Annotated in this window: 19 protein-coding genes; 7 read left to right on the top strand and 12 right to left on the bottom strand. The window is 49.7% G+C overall.

Annotated elements, in window-relative coordinates:
- The coding region (locus VIN66_RS09775; protein ID WP_331923811.1) for a S1/P1 nuclease at positions 1–734 on the bottom strand (734 nt) is incomplete at its 3' end.
- A gap of 5 nt (positions 735–739) precedes the next feature.
- Positions 740–1576, bottom strand: a complete 837-nt coding sequence (locus tag VIN66_RS09770) for a 23S rRNA (adenine(2030)-N(6))-methyltransferase RlmJ (RefSeq protein ID WP_331923810.1) — start codon at positions 1574–1576, stop codon at positions 740–742.
- A 134-nt stretch (positions 1577–1710) separates the two neighbouring features.
- Between VIN66_RS09770 and VIN66_RS09765 the strand changes: the two genes are divergently transcribed.
- Positions 1711–2586 carry a tRNA/rRNA methyltransferase gene (locus tag VIN66_RS09765; RefSeq protein WP_331923809.1) on the top strand — a complete coding sequence of 292 codons (876 nt, stop codon included), beginning with the start codon at positions 1711–1713 and terminating at the stop codon, positions 2584–2586.
- 11 nt (positions 2587–2597) lie between these two features.
- Here the strand turns inward: VIN66_RS09765 and VIN66_RS09760 are convergent, their stop codons facing one another.
- The 10 genes from VIN66_RS09760 to metK form a co-directional block, all read right to left on the bottom strand.
- Positions 2598–3311, bottom strand: coding sequence for a LytTR family DNA-binding domain-containing protein (locus VIN66_RS09760; RefSeq protein WP_331923808.1), 714 nt, complete (start codon positions 3309–3311; stop codon positions 2598–2600).
- Complete coding sequence (locus VIN66_RS09755; protein WP_331923807.1) at positions 3304–4410, bottom strand: sensor histidine kinase; 1107 nt, start codon at positions 4408–4410, stop codon at positions 3304–3306. Before VIN66_RS09755 ends, VIN66_RS09760 begins: the two co-directional genes overlap by 8 nt.
- Positions 4411–4452: 42 nt before the next feature.
- Complete coding sequence (locus VIN66_RS09750) at positions 4453–4701, bottom strand: superinfection immunity protein (RefSeq protein WP_331923806.1); 249 nt, start codon at positions 4699–4701, stop codon at positions 4453–4455.
- 120 nt (positions 4702–4821) lie between these two features.
- The gene (locus VIN66_RS09745) at positions 4822–5076 is read right to left on the bottom strand and encodes a DUF1653 domain-containing protein (protein ID WP_331923805.1); all 255 of its coding nucleotides are present in this window, start codon (positions 5074–5076) and stop codon (positions 4822–4824) included.
- Positions 5060–5479 (bottom strand): Holliday junction resolvase RuvX, encoded by a 420-nt coding sequence (ruvX, locus tag VIN66_RS09740; RefSeq protein WP_349257533.1) that lies wholly within the window; start codon positions 5477–5479, stop codon positions 5060–5062. The genes VIN66_RS09745 and ruvX overlap by 17 nt, the downstream gene beginning before the upstream one ends.
- Positions 5476–6033, bottom strand: coding sequence for a YqgE/AlgH family protein (locus tag VIN66_RS09735; RefSeq protein WP_226765647.1), 558 nt, complete (start codon positions 6031–6033; stop codon positions 5476–5478). The genes ruvX and VIN66_RS09735 overlap by 4 nt, the downstream gene beginning before the upstream one ends.
- 23 nt (positions 6034–6056) lie before the next feature.
- Positions 6057–7019, bottom strand: a complete 963-nt coding sequence (gene gshB / locus VIN66_RS09730) for a glutathione synthase (RefSeq protein ID WP_331923803.1) — start codon at positions 7017–7019, stop codon at positions 6057–6059.
- Between the two features lie 10 nt (positions 7020–7029).
- Positions 7030–7758, bottom strand: coding sequence for a 16S rRNA (uracil(1498)-N(3))-methyltransferase (gene rsmE, locus VIN66_RS09725; RefSeq protein WP_331923802.1), 729 nt, complete (start codon positions 7756–7758; stop codon positions 7030–7032).
- A gap of 108 nt (positions 7759–7866) precedes the next feature.
- Positions 7867–9441, bottom strand: a complete 1575-nt coding sequence (locus tag VIN66_RS09720; RefSeq protein ID WP_331923801.1) for an AbgT family transporter — start codon at positions 9439–9441, stop codon at positions 7867–7869.
- Between the two features lie 205 nt (positions 9442–9646).
- Positions 9647–10795: a methionine adenosyltransferase gene (gene metK, locus VIN66_RS09715; protein ID WP_331923800.1), complete on the bottom strand. Its 1149-nt coding sequence runs from the start codon at positions 10793–10795 to the stop codon at positions 9647–9649.
- Positions 10796–11125: 330 nt separating this feature from the next.
- On the opposite strand from metK, the gene tkt reads away from it, so the two are divergent.
- The 6 genes from tkt to VIN66_RS09685 form a co-directional block, all read left to right on the top strand.
- Positions 11126–13123 (top strand): transketolase, encoded by a 1998-nt coding sequence (gene tkt, locus VIN66_RS09710; protein WP_331923799.1) that lies wholly within the window; start codon positions 11126–11128, stop codon positions 13121–13123.
- A 49-nt stretch (positions 13124–13172) separates the two neighbouring features.
- Positions 13173–14201: an erythrose-4-phosphate dehydrogenase gene (gene epd, locus VIN66_RS09705; RefSeq protein WP_331923798.1), complete on the top strand. Its 1029-nt coding sequence runs from the start codon at positions 13173–13175 to the stop codon at positions 14199–14201.
- A 1-nt stretch (position 14202) separates the two neighbouring features.
- The gene (locus VIN66_RS09700) at positions 14203–15381 is read left to right on the top strand and encodes a phosphoglycerate kinase (RefSeq protein WP_331923797.1); all 1179 of its coding nucleotides are present in this window, start codon (positions 14203–14205) and stop codon (positions 15379–15381) included.
- A 59-nt stretch (positions 15382–15440) separates the two neighbouring features.
- A complete protein-coding gene (gene fba / locus VIN66_RS09695) occupies positions 15441–16505 on the top strand; it encodes a class II fructose-bisphosphate aldolase (protein ID WP_331923796.1) in 1065 nt (354 codons plus the stop codon).
- 248 nt (positions 16506–16753) lie between these two features.
- On the top strand, positions 16754–17524 hold the full coding sequence (locus tag VIN66_RS09690; protein WP_331923795.1) for a DUF3450 domain-containing protein: 771 nt from the start codon (positions 16754–16756) through the stop codon (positions 17522–17524).
- 6 nt (positions 17525–17530) lie between these two features.
- Positions 17531–18786 (top strand): MotA/TolQ/ExbB proton channel family protein (locus VIN66_RS09685; protein ID WP_331923794.1); only part of this gene is annotated, 1256 nt, incomplete at its 3' end.

The raw sequence follows: 18786 nt of genomic DNA, 5'->3' as shown, positions 1-18786 counted from the left end.
ACCCCCGCCTGTTTCAGCTTTTGCTCGACGGTGCTGCTGTACTGGCTGACATAAGCGGCATCCAGCAACATGCCTGGCTTATATTGCTGATAAATCTGCTGTGTCAAAGCAGCAGATTCATTCGCCCAGCTGAGCACATCGCCTTGCTGCCACTGCTGTATTTCGCTGCGGGTTAACGCGCTTTTAAGCGCATCGGCTTTAGCGTTATCTGTTTCGTAGCCTAATTGTTTTAACAGCGCAAAGTCCCACACACCATGCAGGTTATTTGGCAAACCATAAAAATATACAGCAGTGCGGTTGCCACCTAAATCATCGGCATAACTTACATGCAGCGGTTGATGCAAATCACCAATAAAATGCGCCAGAAACAAAAGTGCCTGCCAGTCATCACGGTTTTGCTTAAGTTTTAGCTGCATATGACTGATGGCTGACAAAATACAACCTTGTTGTGGGCAGTCAGCCTGGGTTACCTGCGTATGTGAGCGCGGGAAATTAACGTAATGCAGCGCTGACGCAAAGCTAAACTGAGGCTGGTTACGAACTTCATCTGCCCAGCTACAGCTTTTAGTAAAGTGAGAATAGGGGCTTTTACTCATCATCAGGTTCAGTTGCTGGCGGGTGGTGTCGCTTACCTGTTGGTAAGCTATTTCACATACTAGTTGATGCCCCATCTGGCTAAAAGCATACAGCGGACTGCTAATGAGCAGTAAAACGACGGCCCAGAAAAAACGCATATTATTTACTCTGCAACTAGTTGATGAACCTGAAACTCGCATGCTTCGCTGATTAAAGGTGATACTTCCGCCAGGGCCTGGCGCATATCATCTGCCAGTGTATAAGGTGGGTTTATCACCAGCATACCACTGCCGGTCATACCAAAGCCGCTGCTATCGCTTTGAGGGCACAGCTCAATACGTAACTGATCTTTTATTCCGGTGGCCACTATCGCGCCGATAAAGGCCTCTACGGCTGCGCGCTCTATCACCGGATACCAGATTGCATAAGTTGCCTGAGGGAAACGGCTGTAAGCCAGCTGTAAACCGGTTACAACATCCTGATACTCGGTTTTCAGCTCATACGGTGGGTCAATCAGTACCAAACCGCGCTTATGCAGCGGTGGCAGCATAGCTTTAAAGCCAGCCCAGGCGTCCATGTTTTCGATACGGCTATGACGGCGGCGGGCAAACTGGCTGGCCAGTACCGGGTAGTCTGTCGGGTGTAGCTCTGTTACCTGAATGCTGTCGGTACTGCGTGCCAGCATCACGGCGATCTTCGGTGAACCCGGGTAAAACGCCAGGTCACCGTCCGGATTCAGCTGTTTAATCACATCAATATAGCCCGCCAGCGCCGGGTTTTTCGCCTGATACTGCCATAACTTGCCTATACCGCCCTGGTATTCACTGGTTTTTTGCGCCTGTTCTGCCAGCAAACTGTATAAACCAGCACCAGCATGGCTGTCGTGGTAACAGAATGGTTTATCTTTTTTCAGCAGGTACTGCAGTATGGCAACCTGTACCAGATGTTTAACCACATCGGCGTGATTGCCCGCATGAAAACTGTGACGATAACTCAGCATACTAAAGCCCAACCGGTGAAAATAAAGGCCGACAGCATACTGCGCAGCGCAGAAAACACAAGTATTGTTGGCGCTCAGCTGGTAAAATTTGCCGCATTAATGATTCTGGGCCTTTGGCCTTCGCAGGAATACTGATGTCTCAACACCGAGCAAAAAGCGGCAAAACAGCCAACCCCTTACAAAAGCCGTGGACTAAAACCGATAAAACGGCAAACGCTAAATCTAACCGTAAAGAAGTACAGGCGAAGCCGCAGCAGGTAAAAATAGCAAAGTCGGTGCAGGATAGCGAAACCAAGGTGTACAGCGCTAATGCCTGCCGGGTGCTGTTTCAGCTGCGGCCTGAATCTGTGATCCGGCTTTATGTGTCGGATAAAATGGCACCGAAGTTTGCTGATGTGATGAAATATCTGGCAGCAACGAAAAAGGCGTATCACATAGTCGATGATACTGAGCTGGAAAAAGTGGCCGCCAGTGGCCACCATGGCGGTGTTGTGATGCTGGTTAAACGCAAGCCCACCGTCACTTTGGCGCAGTATTTACAGCAAAACAGCCGTAAGCGGCAAGATTGTCTGCTGGCACTGGACGGCGTAGGCAATGCACACAATTTAGGTGCAATTACCCGCAGCTGTGCGCATTTCGGTGTTGGCGGTATTATCATCAAGCAGCCTGAATTACTGCAATCGGGCGCTGCACTGCGAACCGCTGAAGGCGGTGGCGAGTTTGTCGATGGCCTGGCCTGTGACAACCTGCCACTGGCGCTGAAATTATGCAAAGAAGCCGGTTATACACTTATTACCACCTCCAGCCACGGCGGCACTTCACTATATCAAAGCACACTGCCTGCCAAAGTGGTTATTGTGTTTGGTGAGGAGATGTTTGGCGTGTCGAAAAACGTGGCTCAAAGCGCCGACATTGCGCTGCAAATCCCGGGCTCGGGTAAGGTTGAATCGCTCAATGTCAGTGTTGCAGCCAGTCTGATCCTGGGTGAATGGTACCGGCAGCAGTTGTAAGCTGCTTTGCATCAAAAGGCGCTGAATTGCTGTTTGAGCAGCTGCGCCTGGCGCCGGCTGACATCGACCTGTTGGCCGTCATCCAAAACCGCAATTAAGCTGCCTTCTGCAATAGCGGGTTCTATCTGGCTGATTGCACTTATCCGCACTATGTCTGCCCGGCTGGCTTTAAAAAACAGTGCCGGGTCTAGCTTTTGCTCTATTTTCGACAGCGAGCTGTGTATAAAGCTTTTACCATAAGGGGTATATACGGCGGCATGGTTGCCGATACTTTCAAAGCGGCTGATTTCACTTAGCTTTACCACCCGCTGGCTGTCGCCGAATTTGAGCAAAATACCGTGTTGCTCTGCCAGATAATGCACTGCAGGGCTGTTGCTGGTGGGGCGTAGCTTTTGTAATGCTTTGGCCAGCCGCTCTGGCGCTATCGGTTTGAGCAGGTAATCGACAGCATTTAATTCAAAAGCGTTGAGCGCAAAGCTGTTATAGGCAGTGCAAAATATAAACTGGGTTGAGGCGGGTATTTGCTCTGCCAGCTGCAGGCCGGTGATACCCGGCATCTGAATATCCAAAAATACCAGGTCAATACTTTGCGTTGTCAGGCAGGTCAAAGCTTCGCTGGCGTTTGCGGCTTGGGCAACAATGACACATTCCGCATGCGCACTCAGCAGCCGCTTTAGCTCGGCGCGGGCCAGGCGCTCATCGTCAACCAGTAAACAGTTATACATTAGTAAACTCCAGTTTTACGCAGTAGCTGTTTTGCTGTGGTGTCACGCTGAGCTTGGCTTTGCCTGCATACATCAGTTGTAAGCGATGGCGCAGATTAGTCAGGCCGGTGCCGGTTCCGGCTTGTTCGGTGCCGTTTTGTACGCTGTTGCTAACCTGTAACTGCCAGCCTTGGGGCAGCGTTGACGCCGCAATATGCAGCAGGCTGTTGCCGGTGTTAGGTGCAATACCGTGTTTAATGGCATTTTCAACTAAGGTTAACAGGCTGAGTGTAGGCAGCTTTTGTTGCCATAGGCTGGCATCTATATCGCAGCTAAATTGCAGCCGCTGCTCCAGCCGTACCTGTTCAATAGCCAGATATTGCTCGCACAGCTGCCACTCTTGCTCCAGTGTTGCCGACGGTTGCAGATGCGCTTGCAGGTGAAAGCGAAACAGCTCAGACAACCGGGTTACTGTATCTGCGGCTTTATGCTGATCTTCAAAAATCAACGCTCTGATACTGTTAAAAGCGTTAAATAAAAAATGCGGGCTAAGCTGATTAGTCAGTTGTTGCAGCTGTGCCTGCTGCATCTGCTGTTGTAAGGTTTTACGGTGTTGCCAGTTTTGCCAGGTAACATAAGCTGCGACCCACAAACCGTACATCATGCTAAACGATGTTATCAATGCCATCAGCATAAAGCCTTTGCTGAAGGTCATTTGCAGCGGCGAGTTGTGCTTTTCCGATAACAAGGTTACCTGGCTCATATCGGTAGCTTTTAGCAGCTCCAGCTCCGATAAAAAGAACGAGACAGCGGTTTGCAGCGCAGCTGCAACGATCAAAAATAAGATAACCAGCAGCCACCGTTGTCCCGCCTGCTGCGATTGGGTTTTAAGCACCGTACGCAGAAAACAATGAGCAAACAGCGCGAAGCTTGCGCTTTCTATGATGTATTTCAGCAAAAACAGAAAGTGCAGATTAAGCTGCTTGTTATCCAGCAAAGGCAGGGTGTACGCCATGAAATAGCCGGTATATACACCCATCGTAGCCAGCTGCGCCCACAGGTAGGCGCGGCTACAATGCCTGGTTGGAATATGTTGTTTAAAGCTGTCAAGTAAGGCCATATCAGGTCGCAAAAAAGCTGAGTAAATACAGTCTACTATTGATCAGGCTGTCTGTTCAGCTGGTTTTTTCTGTTTTCCGGTAAAGGCCCAGATAATCAGTGCCATCCAGGCTATCCACGAAAAACCTGCCGGGATATTGGCTAAAAAAATCTTACCCAGATGTCGGCGGTTGCGAAACATTGCGATAACAGTGGGCAAAAAGTAAATTGCCAGGAAGAACGGAATAAATACGGCCCACAGTATTGGGTTGATTTGGCCTAACTGATGAAAAAATTCGGTTTGTTCAAACATGTTGCTGTCCTCTTGTTAGTTAGTAATAACAAGATTACTGCGAGTGCAAATACAAATGGTGGCTTAAGTGATAAACGGCGCAAGCGGCTGATAAAAGGCCGGTTAAGTCTGTCCGGAGGTTTAATCCACGGCCGTCAACGGGTTTTCGTCACCGATATACTGAAAGCGGGGCAGCAGTTCGCCGGCGATTTCGACGTTTTCGGTAAACATGCTAAGTGGCCTGGCCCACAGGCCAAAGTCGCCATACAGGGCACGGTAAATAACCAGCCACTCTTCAGTTTCACTGTGGCGTGCTACATCTATAACCTGATAATAGGCACCTTTGTAGTGTTGGTAATAGCCGGGTTTTAATGGTGGCTCAATGTTGTTGTTCATACCAGCTCTCAAAGATAATTTTCGCCGACAGGCTGTCTACTTTATCTTTAGTCAGTTTTTTGTAGCCACCTTCTGCAAACAGCTGGCTGCGGGCTTCTGTGGTGGTTAGCCGTTCGTCATGTAACTCTACCGGCAAACCAAAACGGCCATGCAGGCGGTTGGCAAATTTACGGGTTCTGGCGGTAAAGGGCTGCTCTGTGCCATCCATGTTCAGCGGTAAACCGACCAGCAGCAGTTGTGGCTGCCAGTCTGTGATCAGTTTCTCCAGCAGGTTCCAGTCCGGTGTGCCATCCTGCGCTTTTAACGCACTCAGCAACGAGGCGGTGCCGGTTAATTCCTGCCCTACGGCAACGCCAATGCTTTTAGTGCCATAGTCAAAAGTAAGTACAGTGCGGCTCATCAGGCATGCCCGGCTTCGTTGGTCAGCTGCCAAGGTTTAATGCCTATTTTCGCAGTCGCTGATTGCCATTTCTCGGCGTGGGTTAAGTCGAAGATAATAGCGCTGTCAGCCGGGATCACCAGCCATGCATTGTCAGCAATTTCCTGTTCCAGCTGGCCGGCTGTCCAGCCCGCATAACCCAACGCCAGAATAAACTTATCCGGCGCCTGCGCTGTCGTTAAATCGAACAGAATATCTTTGGAGGTAGTGACCATCAGCTCGTCGCTAAGGCGCATACTGCTGCCGTAACCTTCTTTAGCTGTGTGCAACACAAAACCGCGGTCGTGCTGTACCGGGCCACCGGCACAGACATGTGCTGTCGCTGCCGGGCTTTTGCTGTCGTACTCAATTTGCAGCTGTTGTAGCAAATCGGCGACTTTGACATCGAGCGGATGATTAATAACGATGCCCATAGCGCCCTCGTCATTGTGTTCACAAATATAGGTCACGCTGCGTTTAAACAGCGGATCATCCAGAGCTGGCATCGCTATTAAAAAGTGGTTCTGAAAATTCTGCATCGTGACCTCACTACAACTCGTTGTCACTGGCGGCTGGCCAGCAGCTGTTCAATTTCATCAAATAACATTGCGGTAATACTAACCGGAAACGCCGCTTCAATTTCGCGGATACAGGTAGGGCTGGTGACGTTGATTTCGGTCAGTTTATCGCCGATAACGTCCAGTCCGACAAAAATAAGCCCTTTAGCTTTCAGGGTTGGGCCTATGGCATTGGCTATCTGCCAGTCTGATTCTGATAGCGGCCTGGCTTCGCCGCGGCCACCGGCTGCCAGATTACCCCTTGTCTCGCCGCTGGCAGGGATCCGTGCCAGACAGTATGGCACGGGTTTGCCATTAACGACTAAAATCCGCTTGTCACCATCGGTAATTTGCGGAATATAACGCTGCGCCATCGCATAGCGCTGGCCATGTTCGGTCAGGGTTTCGATGATCACACTGACATTGGCATCATTAGGCTTTAAACGGAAGATGGAAGCGCCACCCATGCCATCCAGCGGTTTTAAGATAATATCCTGTTCACTCTGGTAAAACGCTTTTAAGCGCTTTGTATCGCGGCTGACCAGGGTTTTAGGCGTGAACTGGCTGAACCAGCTGGTATAGAGCTTTTCGTTGGCATCACGCAGGCTCTGCGGTTTGTTTACGATCAGTGTGCCTTTATCTTCTGCCCGTTCCAGAATATAGGTAGCGTAAATATACTCGGTGTCAAATGGTGGGTCTTTACGCATCAGAATGACATCAAGCTCGCTCAAGGCAATATCCTGTTGACTGGAAAAGCTGAACCATTTGTCCGGGTTTTGCTCAACACTGAGTAATTTCGTGCTGGCACGGGCCTCGCCTTCCAGCAGGTACAAATCGGCCATTTCCATATAGTGAATTTCATAGCCGCGCTGCTGCGCCTGCAATAACATGGCAAAACTGGAGTCTTTCTTAATGTTAATAGCACTGATTGGGTCCATAACGATACCCAGCTTTATAGCGTTGCTCATGTTAAGTTCCTTATGCTAAATCACCAAACTGCAGCTGCAGGGCGCTGATGGCTGTTAATGCGGCCGTTTCTGTACGCAATACGCGCGGGCCCAGTTGTATCCCGGTAAAGCCGGCATCACTGGTTTGTGTCATTTCCAGGTCGGTAAAGCCACCTTCAGGCCCTATTACCAGCCGGATATGACTGCTGGCCGTTAGGGTCTTAATGGTGTCTGATGCCCGCGGATGCAAGGTCAGCTTCAATTCTTTTGTTTGCTGGGCAAGCCACTGCTGTAGGCTGATAGCAGGGTGTACCGTCGGTACTATGCTGCGGCCGCTTTGCTCGCAGGCGCTGATGGCGATTTTTTGCCACTGCTCGTTACGTTTTTGCAAGCGCTCACCGTCAAGTTTAACGCCGCAGCGCTCGGTAAACAGTGGGGTTATTTCGGTAACACCCAGCTCAACCGCTTTTTGAATAGCAAAGTCCATTCTGTCGCCGCGTGATATACCCTGACCAAGATGAATACTGACAGGTGACTCAACCGGGTTAGTCAGTTGCGAAGTTGCCGTTACCATTACCCGTTTTTTATCAGCGTTACTGATATGGGCAGGGTAGTTAAAACCATCGCCGTTAAATAGCAGCAGTTCACTGCCGACCGGCATGCGTAATACACGGCCAACGTGATTGGCTGCATCTTCATCGAGGGCAAATTCGTGGTGCAGCGCTATAACACTGCTGTGATAAATACGGGGAATACGCATAGAAATACACTTTAGAAAAACATAGCGAAATGGTAGCAGGCCGGCGCCAGTGTTAACAGTAAAAACAAACCCTGCACAGGCAGGGTTTGTTGGTTTTAAAACGGCAGTTTAGCCAGCAACAGGGTAGGTGTAGCTTGCGCCCACGCCCAGCGGTATATCCAGTGCCCAGAAACCGAGCAGGAAACAGGTCCACAGCAGTAACATGCTGATTGAGAATGGCAACATCAGCGCTATCAGGGTACCGATACCGGTCGATTTTACATATTTCTGGCAAAACACCACGATCAGTGGAAAGTATGGCATCAGCGGGGTAATGATATTGGTAGAGGAGTCACCCACCCGGTATGCGGCCTGTGTTAAGTCTGGCGATACACCAAGCTCCATCAGCATTGGTACCATAACCGCACCAATCAGTGCCCATTTTGCTGATGCTGAACCCACAAGCAGGTTAATAAAGCCGGATAAAAATACAATGCCAACCAGTGTAACACCCATAGGGAACGACATTTGCTGCAGCCAGTTTGCACCTTTAATGGCAATTAATGCCCCAAGGTTAGATTGACCAAAGGCATAAATAAACTGGGCACAGAAAAATGCCATAACGATATAGTAACCCATACCGCTCATGGCTTTACTCATGCCTTTAATGATTTCGCGGTGGTTATTGGCCGTACCGGCGACATAGCCATACACTACTCCGGGAATTAAAAAGAACACGAAAATAATGCCGACAATAGACTGCATTAACGGTGCAGAAGAGTGGGTCAGTTCACCATTTAACGGCGAGCGCCAGGCTGATGTTTCAGGCATTGCCGACACCATCAGCAGCACACCGCTTAATACCATGGCAAATGTTGCCCAGCGCAGGCCTTTACGCTCGTGCGGTTGTAGCGTATCCATTTTCGGCAGATCTGCCGGGTCGCCGTCGATAGCTGTGCTTTTCAGCCTCGGTTCAATAAATTTATCTGTCAGAACCCAGCCGATAATGATGATTAAAAACGTAGACGCAGTAGTGAAGAAGTAGTTGTTAAGCGGGTTTATCACCAACTGTGCAGCTGCCGGGTCGGCAGATAGCCGTGCTGAGGCCTGAGTCAAGCCTGCCAGTAACGGATCTAAGCTGGACGGTACGAAGAAGGTTGCCGAAAAACCACCGGATACACCGGCAAAAGCCGCAGCAATACCTGCCAGTGGATGACGGCCTGCAGCATAAAAAATCACCGCGCCCAGCGGAATGACCAACACATAACCGGCATCCACCGCGACGTGGCTTAGCACACCCACAGCAATTAATACCGGCGTCAGTAACATTTTAGGCGTAACAGATAAAATAGAGCGCAGGCCGGCGTTGATATAGCCGGTATATTCAGCAACACCTAAACCCATCATTGCAACCAGTACGACACCAAGCGGCGGGAAGCTGACAAAAGTCGCAACCATTTTAGCCATAAAGGCGGTAAGCGAAGTAGGTTCCAACAGGTTATTAATCTTAATTGCATCGCCGGTACGCGGGTCAACTTCTGCAAAAGTCATCCCCGATAACAACCATGAGCTCAGCCAGACGACAACCATTAACAGGGCAAACAGTACAGCCGGATCCGGCAGTTTGTTGCCCACTACCTCAATGGCATTGAGGGCGCGGTTTAGCCAGCCACTTTTGGCGGCAGTGGCGGTTTGTTCAGACATAGTGTTTCCTTTCTTATAGTTTTGTATTCGCTCTGTGGGGTACAGAGGACCCTGTTCGTTATCACGCACTTATCATACACAAAAAGCGGCAGATGATAAGCTGAGAGTTAAGCTCAGGGTAATGTAAAACAGCACTTAAATACGGGTTAAGAAAAAGGAGAGCAGGGCTCTCCTTTAACTTATTTCAACGCGTTTTAGCTCAGTGTTATTTCGCGTACTGGCGCAGCAGCTCCGCTTTGTCAGTTTGCTCCCACGGGAACTCGTCACGGCCGAAGTGACCGTAAGCTGCCGTTGGCCGGTAAATCGGACGTTCCAGTTTCAGCATTTCGATAAGACCATATGGGCGCAGGTCGAAATGTTCGCGTACCAGCTTAATCAGTTCTGCTTCTTCCAGCTTGCTGGTACCGAAGGTCTCCAGGCTGATAGAGGTTGGTTCGGCAACACCGATGGCATAAGACACTTGCAGTTCACAGCGATCTGCCAGACCTGCAGCCACGATGTTTTTCGCCACATAACGGGCAGCGTAGGCAGCAGAGCGGTCAACTTTTGATGGATCCTTACCAGAGAAAGCACCACCGCCATGGCGAGCCATACCGCCGTATGAATCAACAATGATCTTACGACCGGTTAAGCCGCAGTCGCCCATAGGGCCACCAATAACGAAACGACCTGTAGGGTTGATGAAGTACTTGGTTTTGCTGCTTAACCATTCAGCAGGTAATACCGGCTTGATAATGGTTTCCATCACGGCTTCACGTAAGTCCGCAGTGCTGACGCTGTCACAGTGCTGAGTTGACAGTACTACAGCGTCAATACCCACCGGTTTGCCATCTTCATAGATAAAGCTCAGCTGTGATTTTGCATCCGGGCGTAACCATGGCAGAGTGCCGTTTTTACGCACTTCAGCCTGACGCTGCACCAGGCGGTGAGAGTAAGTAATAGGCGCAGGCATCAATACATCAGTTTCGTTACTGGCATAACCAAACATTAAGCCCTGATCGCCAGCGCCTTGCTCTTTCGGATCAGCGCGGTCAACACCCTGATTAATATCCGGTGATTGTTTACCGATGGCATTTAACACTGCACATGAATCAGCATCGAAACCCATATCAGAGTGGGTATAGCCAATTTCACGCACAGTTTTACGGGTCAGCTCTTCAATATCTACCCAGGCACTGGTGGTGATTTCACCACCAACTAACACCATGCCGGTTTTAACGAACGTTTCGCACGCAACGCGGGCTTTAGGATCTTGTTCCAGGATTGCATCCAAAACGGCGTCGGAAATCTGATCAGCGATTTTATCCGGATGTCCTTCAGATACTGATTCAGACGTAAAAATATGTTGTGCCATCGGTTGTATTCCAAAAATAAGTTAATGCAGTCGGATTCGGTTATCGTTAACAGCATAGCCGAACCCCAAAAATAGGCGGCTATTCTAGAGAAACTGTAAAGTGTTTGCCAGAAAAATCTGCCACCCAGACGTCTTTAATGCTATTTTACAATGCTTAATACGTGACTTCAGCTAATTGGATCGCCAAGTGTGAAATTTCAGCATGCAGGTCGATTTAAATTTGCCATCGGGCGGGGGCTCTGGGAAAATAGAGCAACTTACCGCCTTAACATTTCAGCTTAATAATAACTTGCTTCGTCAAACAGAAGCCGCGCAATGTCAGGAGTGAACATGCCATCTCGTAAACAACTCGCCAATGCGATCCGTGCGCTTAGCATGGATGCGGTGCAAAAAGCTAAATCAGGCCACCCGGGTGCCCCCATGGGTATGGCGGACATTGCCGAAGTGTTATGGCGCGATTTCCTTAAACACAATCCGCAAGACCCCAGCTGGCCAAACCGCGACCGTTTCGTTTTATCGAACGGCCACGGCTCTATGCTGTTGTATTCGCTGCTGCACCTGACCGGTTATGACTTGGGTATTGAAGATTTAAAACAGTTCCGTCAGTTGCATTCCCGTACGCCTGGCCACCCGGAATATGGCTATGCGCCGGGTGTTGAGACAACCACAGGCCCTCTGGGGCAGGGCATTACCAATGCAGTTGGTATGGCGATTGCTGAAAAAGCACTGGCTGCGCAGTTTAACCAGCCTGGTTTCGACATTGTCGACCACTATACCTACACCTTCTTAGGTGATGGCTGCCTGATGGAAGGTATTTCACATGAAGCCTGTTCACTGGCGGGTACACTGGGGCTGGGTAAACTGATTGCGTTTTGGGATGACAACGGTATCTCCATTGATGGCCATGTTGAAGGTTGGTTCACGGACAACACGCCGGCGCGGTTTGAAGCCTATGGCTGGCATGTGATCAGTAATGTAGATGGTCACGACGCAGCAGCCGTGGAAGCGGCCATTACGCAGGCCAAAGCCGAAACGTCAAAACCGACACTAATCTGCTGCCGTACCGTGATCGGTTACGGTTCACCTAATAAAGGTGGTAGCCACGATTGCCACGGTGCACCTTTAGGTGACGCCGAAATAGCAGCAGCACGTGATTTTCTGCAGTGGCCGCACGCGCTTTTTGATATTCCTGCCGATATTTATGCTGATTGGGACGCCAAAGCCAAAGGTGCTGCCGAGCAACAAAGCTGGCAACAGTTGTTTGCCCGCTACAGCGCGGCTCACCCTGAACTGGCAGCTGAGTTCAGCCGTCGTGTTGCCGGACAACTGCCTGCCGATTGGGCACAGCAGTCTCAGGCATATATTGAAAAGCTGCAGGCAAACCCGGCCACTATCGCTACCCGTAAAGCATCACAGAATGCACTGAATGCATTCGGGCCTTTACTGCCAGAGTTTATGGGTGGTTCTGCTGATTTGGCCGGCTCTAACCTGACTATCTGGAGTGGCAGTAAACCACTGACCGGTGAAGATGCAGGTGGTAACTACATTTATTACGGCGTGCGGGAATTTGGTATGTCGGCCATTATGAACGGCATTGCACTGCACGGCGGTTTTGTGCCTTATGGCGCTACGTTTTTGATGTTTATGGAATATGCCCGCAACGCAGTGCGGATGGCTGCGCTGATGAAACAGCGGGTAATATTTGTTTACACGCACGATTCTATTGGCCTGGGTGAAGATGGCCCAACACATCAACCGGTAGAACAACTGGCAGCGCTGCGCGCTACGCCAAATCTGGTGAACTGGCGGCCGTGTGATCAGGTTGAATCTGCCATCGCATGGCAAGCGGCCATTGAGCGCACCGATGGCCCTTCCACGTTAATTTTTACCCGGCAAAATCTGGTGCAGCAAGAGCGCAGCGCACAACAACTTGCTGATGTAAAACGCGGCGGTTATATTCTGCGTGATTGTGCAGGTGCACCAGAGCTGATTATCATTGCCACTGGTTCAGAAGTTGAGCTGGCCGTGCAGGCTGCCAAAACGCTGGCAGAGCAGGGCAAAGCGGTGCGGGTAGTGTCAATGCCGTCAACCGATGCATTTGAAATGCAAGATGCAAGTTACCGTGAAGCCGTATTGCCAGCCGCTGTCACCAAGCGTATCGCGGTAGAAGCCGGTATCACTGACAGCTGGTATAAGTATGTGGGGTTAAACGGCAAAGTGATCGGCATGACCGGTTTTGGCGAATCGGCACCCGCCGAGCAGTTATTTGAATACTTTGGCATTACCACCGAAAAAGTACTCGAAGCGGCGCAGCAGTTGCTGGCGTAATATTTAATACAATGGGATCAATTCTGGTCCCATTTTTTTATGTGGTGTTATGGCAATCAGACTGGCAATTAACGGCTTTGGCCGTATAGGCCGCAATATACTGCGGGCGATTTACGAAAAAGGTTTGCAGCACGAGCTGCAAGTGGTCGCGATTAACGAACTGGCCGATGCCAAAGGCGTTGCCCATTTATTGAAATACGATACCTCACATGGCCGCTTTGGTTACAGCGTCAGCTCGTTTGACGGCGGTATCCGAGTGGCTGAGGACGATATAGCGCTGTTTTGTGAAGCGGATCCCCTCGCTTTGCCGTGGCGTGAGCTGGATATTGACGTTGTTTTAGAGTGTACCGGCGTATTTCATAGCCGCGAACATGCACAGTGGCACTTAACCGCTGGTGCTAAAAAAGTGTTGTTTTCTCATCCTGCCGATGCAGATATTGATGCCACTATTATTTACGGTATTAACCATGACAGTTTAACTGCCGCGATGAGTATTGTGTCGGCCGGCTCCTGCACGACCAACTGTATCGTGCCGGTGATCCAGGTGCTGGATCAGCATTTTGGTGTTGAGAGCGGTACTATTACGACAATACATGCGTCTATGCACGACCAGCAGGTTATAGACGCCTATCATCCGGATTTGCGCCGCACCCGTGCTGCCAGCCAGTCTATTATTCCGGTAGACACTAAGCTGGCGCTGGGAATCGAGCGGATCTTACCAAAATTCGCTGGCCGCTTTGAAGCGATAGCTGTACGGGTGCCTACTGTAAACGTAACAGCAATGGATTTAAGTGTCAGTTTATTGCGGGATGCCAGTATCAATGACGTGAACAAAGTACTGGCACAGGCAAAAAGCGGGGATTTAGCCGATATTCTGGATTACACCGAGGAGCCACTGGTTTCAGTTGATTTTAACCATGATGCCCATTCCTGCATTGTTGATGGTTCGCAAACCCGTGTTAGTCACAAACGGCTGGTAAAATGTCTGGTATGGTGTGACAACGAATGGGGCTTTGCTAACAGGATGCTCGATACCGCACGGGCGATGATGCAAACGAATTTAAAACAAGGAGCTTGAAATGTCTGTTATTCGCATGAGCGATTTGGATCTTAACGGCAAACGTGTGCTGATCCGCGAAGATTTAAATGTACCGGTAAAACACGGCAAGGTGACATCGGATGCGCGTTTAAAAGCGGCGATCCCAACCATAGAGCTGGCGCTGAAGCAAGGTGCGAAGGTGATGGTCATGTCACATCTTGGCCGGCCGGAAGAGGGCGTGTTTGATCAGGAGTCTTCAATGCAGCCGGTAGTTGATTATCTGGCGCAGGCACTCGCGGCACCGGTACGACTGGCCGCAGATTATCTCGGTGGGCTCGACGTTGCTGCCGGTGAAGTGGTGGTATTTGAAAACGTGCGTTTTAATAAAGGCGAAGGGAAAAATGATGATGCGCTGGCGCAGAAGCTGGCGGCGCTGTGCGATGTATTCGTGATGGATGCGTTTGGCACTGCACACCGAGCCCAGGCTTCAACGCATGGTGTGGCGAAATTTGCTCCTGTTGCCTGTGCCGGCCCACTGCTGGTTGCTGAGCTCGATGCGTTAGCGGCTGCACTGAAAAATCCAAAGCGGCCTTTAGTGGCAATAGTAGGCGGCTCTAAAGTATCAACCAAACTCACCGTATTGGAGTCGCTGTCTGGTATTGTTGACCAGTTGATAGTCGGTGGCGGTATTGCCAATACCTTTATTGCGGCTAATGGTAATAATGTCGGCAAATCACTATACGAAGCCGATCTGGTCCCTGAAGCACAACGGCTGATGGCCCAGGCTAAAGCACGTGGTGGTAATATTCCCGTGCCGACAGATGTAGTCGTAGGTCAGGCGTTTAGTGAAACGACAGTGGCGACGTTAAAGTCGGTTGCTGCGGTTGATGATGCAGATATGATTTTTGACATCGGCCCTGATACAACGGCGGAGCTGGTAGATATTCTGAAAGCAGCGGGTACCATTGTTTGGAATGGCCCTGTAGGAGTATTCGAGTTTGACCAGTTTTCTGCCGGCACCAAAGCATTAGCTCAGGCTATTGCCGACAGCGATGCATTTTCTATTGCCGGTGGTGGTGACACCCTGGCGGCAATCGATAAATATAACATCGCAGACAAAGTATCCTATGTATCTACAGGTGGTGGTGCTTTCCTGGAGTTTTTAGAAGGTAAAACATTGCCAGCAGTAGCTATACTGGAACAACGCGCTAAAGCGTAAATAAAATAATAAAAGTGTCATATTAAAACTGTACCCTAAAAGATTATAGAGAGGATTTCATGGCCCTTATTTCCCTGCGTCAAATGCTGGATCACGCTGCCGAATATGGCTACGGCATACCAGCTTTTAACGTAAACAATCTGGAGCAGATGCGTGCCATTATGCTGGCCGCAGATAAAACAGATAGTCCGGTAATAGTGCAGGCTTCGGCCGGTGCCAGAAAGTACGCCGGAGCTCCATTTCTGCGCCATCTTATCCTTGCAGCGACGGAAGAGTTTCCGCATATCCCGGTAGTGATGCATCAGGATCATGGCACCTCGTTAGCGGTGTGTCAGCGTTCTATTCAGCTGGGTTTTTCATCGGTAATGATGGATGGCTCATTGGGTGAAGATGGCAAAACACCTATGGATTACACATACAATGCAGATGTAACGCGCAAAGTTGTTGAAATAGCGCATGCCTGTGGTGTCTCGGTTGAGGGCGAGTTAGGGTGTTTAGGCTCGTTGGAGACCGGTGCTGCGGGTGAAGAAGATGGTATAGGTGCAGATTGCATTTTAAGTCATGATCAAATGCTGACAGATCCGGAAGAAGCTGCGCAGTTCGTGCGTGAAACACAGGTTGATGCGCTGGCGATTGCCTGTGGCACGTCACATGGTGCCTACAAGTTCAGCCGTCCGCCGACAGGTGATATTCTGGCGATTGATCGCATTAAAGCGATCCATGAGCGCATCCCGGATACGCATCTGGTGATGCATGGTTCATCTTCGGTGCCACAGGAATGGCTGCAGATTATCAACGAAAACGGTGGGCAGATTCCGGAAACCTATGGTGTGCCGGTTGAGCAGATCCAGCAGGGCATTAAATACGGCGTACGCAAAGTCAATATTGATACCGACTTGCGTCTGGCGTCTACCGGTGCAATTCGTCGCTATATGGCGCAGCATCCGGCGGAGTTTGACCCTCGCAAATATTTACAGGCTTCAGTAAAGGCAATGACAGAAATTTGTATTGCCCGCTATGAAGCCTTTAATGCCGCCGGACACGGCAGCAAAATCAAAGCCATTTCACTGGATGATATGGTGGCATTATATTCGGCTGGGAAACTGACTCCGAATATAAAATAAGCAGAAAATTTAATGAACTATAACAAATTAATTTTCATTTGTTTAATAGTGCATAAATTGGGTGATAAGCCGGTTTAATAGCCGGATCAGAACAGACCTCTGGACGCCTGCGTTATCTTGACAAGGGCGTTTTTACCTGTAATGATGCGGACGGTTTACCCTCTAACCGAGGGCCTTTCCTGTCTGTAAGAACAGCTTGGCCCTTACAACTTCAGGTTACGTTAATCAGCAATAATTGGTTGGGAACTATGTTTAACAATAAAATTCGCAAGAGTCTTGTTGCAACAGCTCTGGCCGGTACTTTCGCCCTGTCGGCGAATGTTCTGGCAACAGACTTAAAAGCTTTGCATCAGGAAGGCAGTCAAATTCAACGCGCAGCAGTGCAGTCTCAGGAAAAGATTAACAACATTTATGAACAGTCTCAGGAGCTGCTGGGCGAGTATCGTCAGGTGGTAGACCAGACTGAAAACTTAAAAGTTTATAATGATTTCTTAGCCACTCTGGTTGCTGATCAACAGCGTCAAATTAATTCAATCCAGCGTCAAATCAATGGTCTGGAAGATACCCGTAAAGGTACAGTACCTCTGATGTTTCGTATGATTGATGCGCTGGAGCAGTTTGTAAAAGCTGACATTCCGCTGCGCACCGAGCGTCGTCTGGACCGCGTAGAAAAACTGCGTGAGCTGATGGGCCGTTCAGATGTTCAGTTATCCGAGCAATACCGTCAAATCCTGGAAGCCTACAGCATTGAAGTTGGTTATGGCTCAGAGTTAGCTGCTTTCCAGGGTACACTGCCGCTGAATGGTCAAGAAATCACGGTAGATTATGTTCATGTAGGCCGTTTGTCGTTAATGGCGTTGGCACTGGACGGAAACGCTGGCTGGGTGTGGAACAAAGAGACGTCAAGCTGGGAAGAGTTGCCAGGTTCTTACCTGACATCAGTAGCTCAGTTTATCAAGATGGCGCGTCGTGAAGCCACGCTTGAGATGGATCGCGTACCACTTATCGCAGCGGAGTAAGAACACATGAAAAAAACATTTAAAACAATGTTAATTGCCGCAGCGGTAACTCTGTCCGCTGGCGTTGCTTTTAACGCGGCTGCTGACACTCAGAAGCTGGACCAGTTGTTAGAGCAACTGAAAAAAGAACGTACAATTGAAGGCCGTGCTAACCAAGAACGTGAGCGCGCGTTTCTGGCAGAGCGTGCGGACAAGCAAGCTCTGTTAAACACTGCTAAGAAACAGTTCACTGAAGAAGAGAACCGTGGCAAGCGTTTACAGAAAGAATATGCTGACAACGATATTTTGATCGGTCAGAAACAGCAGGAACTGGAAAGTGCTTTAGGCACTATGGGCGAGCTGTTCGGTGTTGTCCGTCAGTCGGCTAACCAGTCAATTGGTACTATCACTGGCTCTATTATCAGTGCTCAATACCCTGGCCGCGATGTGCCACTGCGCACTGTAGCATCAGCAACTGAGTTACCAACTTTAGGCGAGATGGAAGAGCTGTGGATGGCATTACTGACTGAAATGACAGAGTCAGGCAAAGTTGCCCAGTTTGATGCTGAAGTGGTTAAGCTGGATGGCGGTGTTGAAACTAAACGTGTAACACGTTTTGGTACCTTCCACCTGACAACAGATTCAGAATATCTGATCCTGAACAAAGATACTGATCAAATCCAGCCTCTGGGCCGTCAGCCACAATCTAAAATTCATGATTCAGTAGCGGCGTACCACAACGCCAGCAAAGGCGAAATCACTGGCCTGTACCTGGATCCGACTAAAGGTAATAGCTTACTGCGCTTAAACCAGCAGCGTTCAACGCTGTTTGAATACTACCAGGCTGGTGGTGAAGTAGGTTATATCATCACTGCAGTATTTTTCATCGGTTTACTGATAGCGCTTGAGCGTATCATCGTTCTGTCTGCTGTTGGCGCTAAGATCCGTGCTCAGCTGAAAAATCTGGCGAACCCGTCTGATAACAACCCTCTGGGTCGTATCTTACGCGTGTACCATGAGAACAAAACAGCTGATGCAGAAAACCTGGAGCTGAAACTGGACGAAGCGATTCTGCGTGAAACGCCAAAAGTTGAGCGTGGTGTTGGCTTAATCAAACTATTCTCAGCTGTTGCACCGTTACTGGGTCTGTTAGGTACTGTTATCGGTATGATCCTGACGTTCCAGCAAATTACACTGTACGGAACAGGTGACCCGAAACTGATGGCGGGCTCAATCTCTCTGGCGCTGGTAACAACCGCTCAGGGTCTGGTTGCAGCGATTCC

Origin of the sequence: Rheinheimera sp. (genome assembly GCF_036568245.1) — a bacterium.
In the GTDB taxonomy this organism is placed as follows: domain Bacteria; phylum Pseudomonadota; class Gammaproteobacteria; order Enterobacterales; family Alteromonadaceae; genus Alishewanella.
Note: the sequence above shows the minus strand (reverse complement) of the source record. Positions and strands in the feature narration are given on the sequence as shown.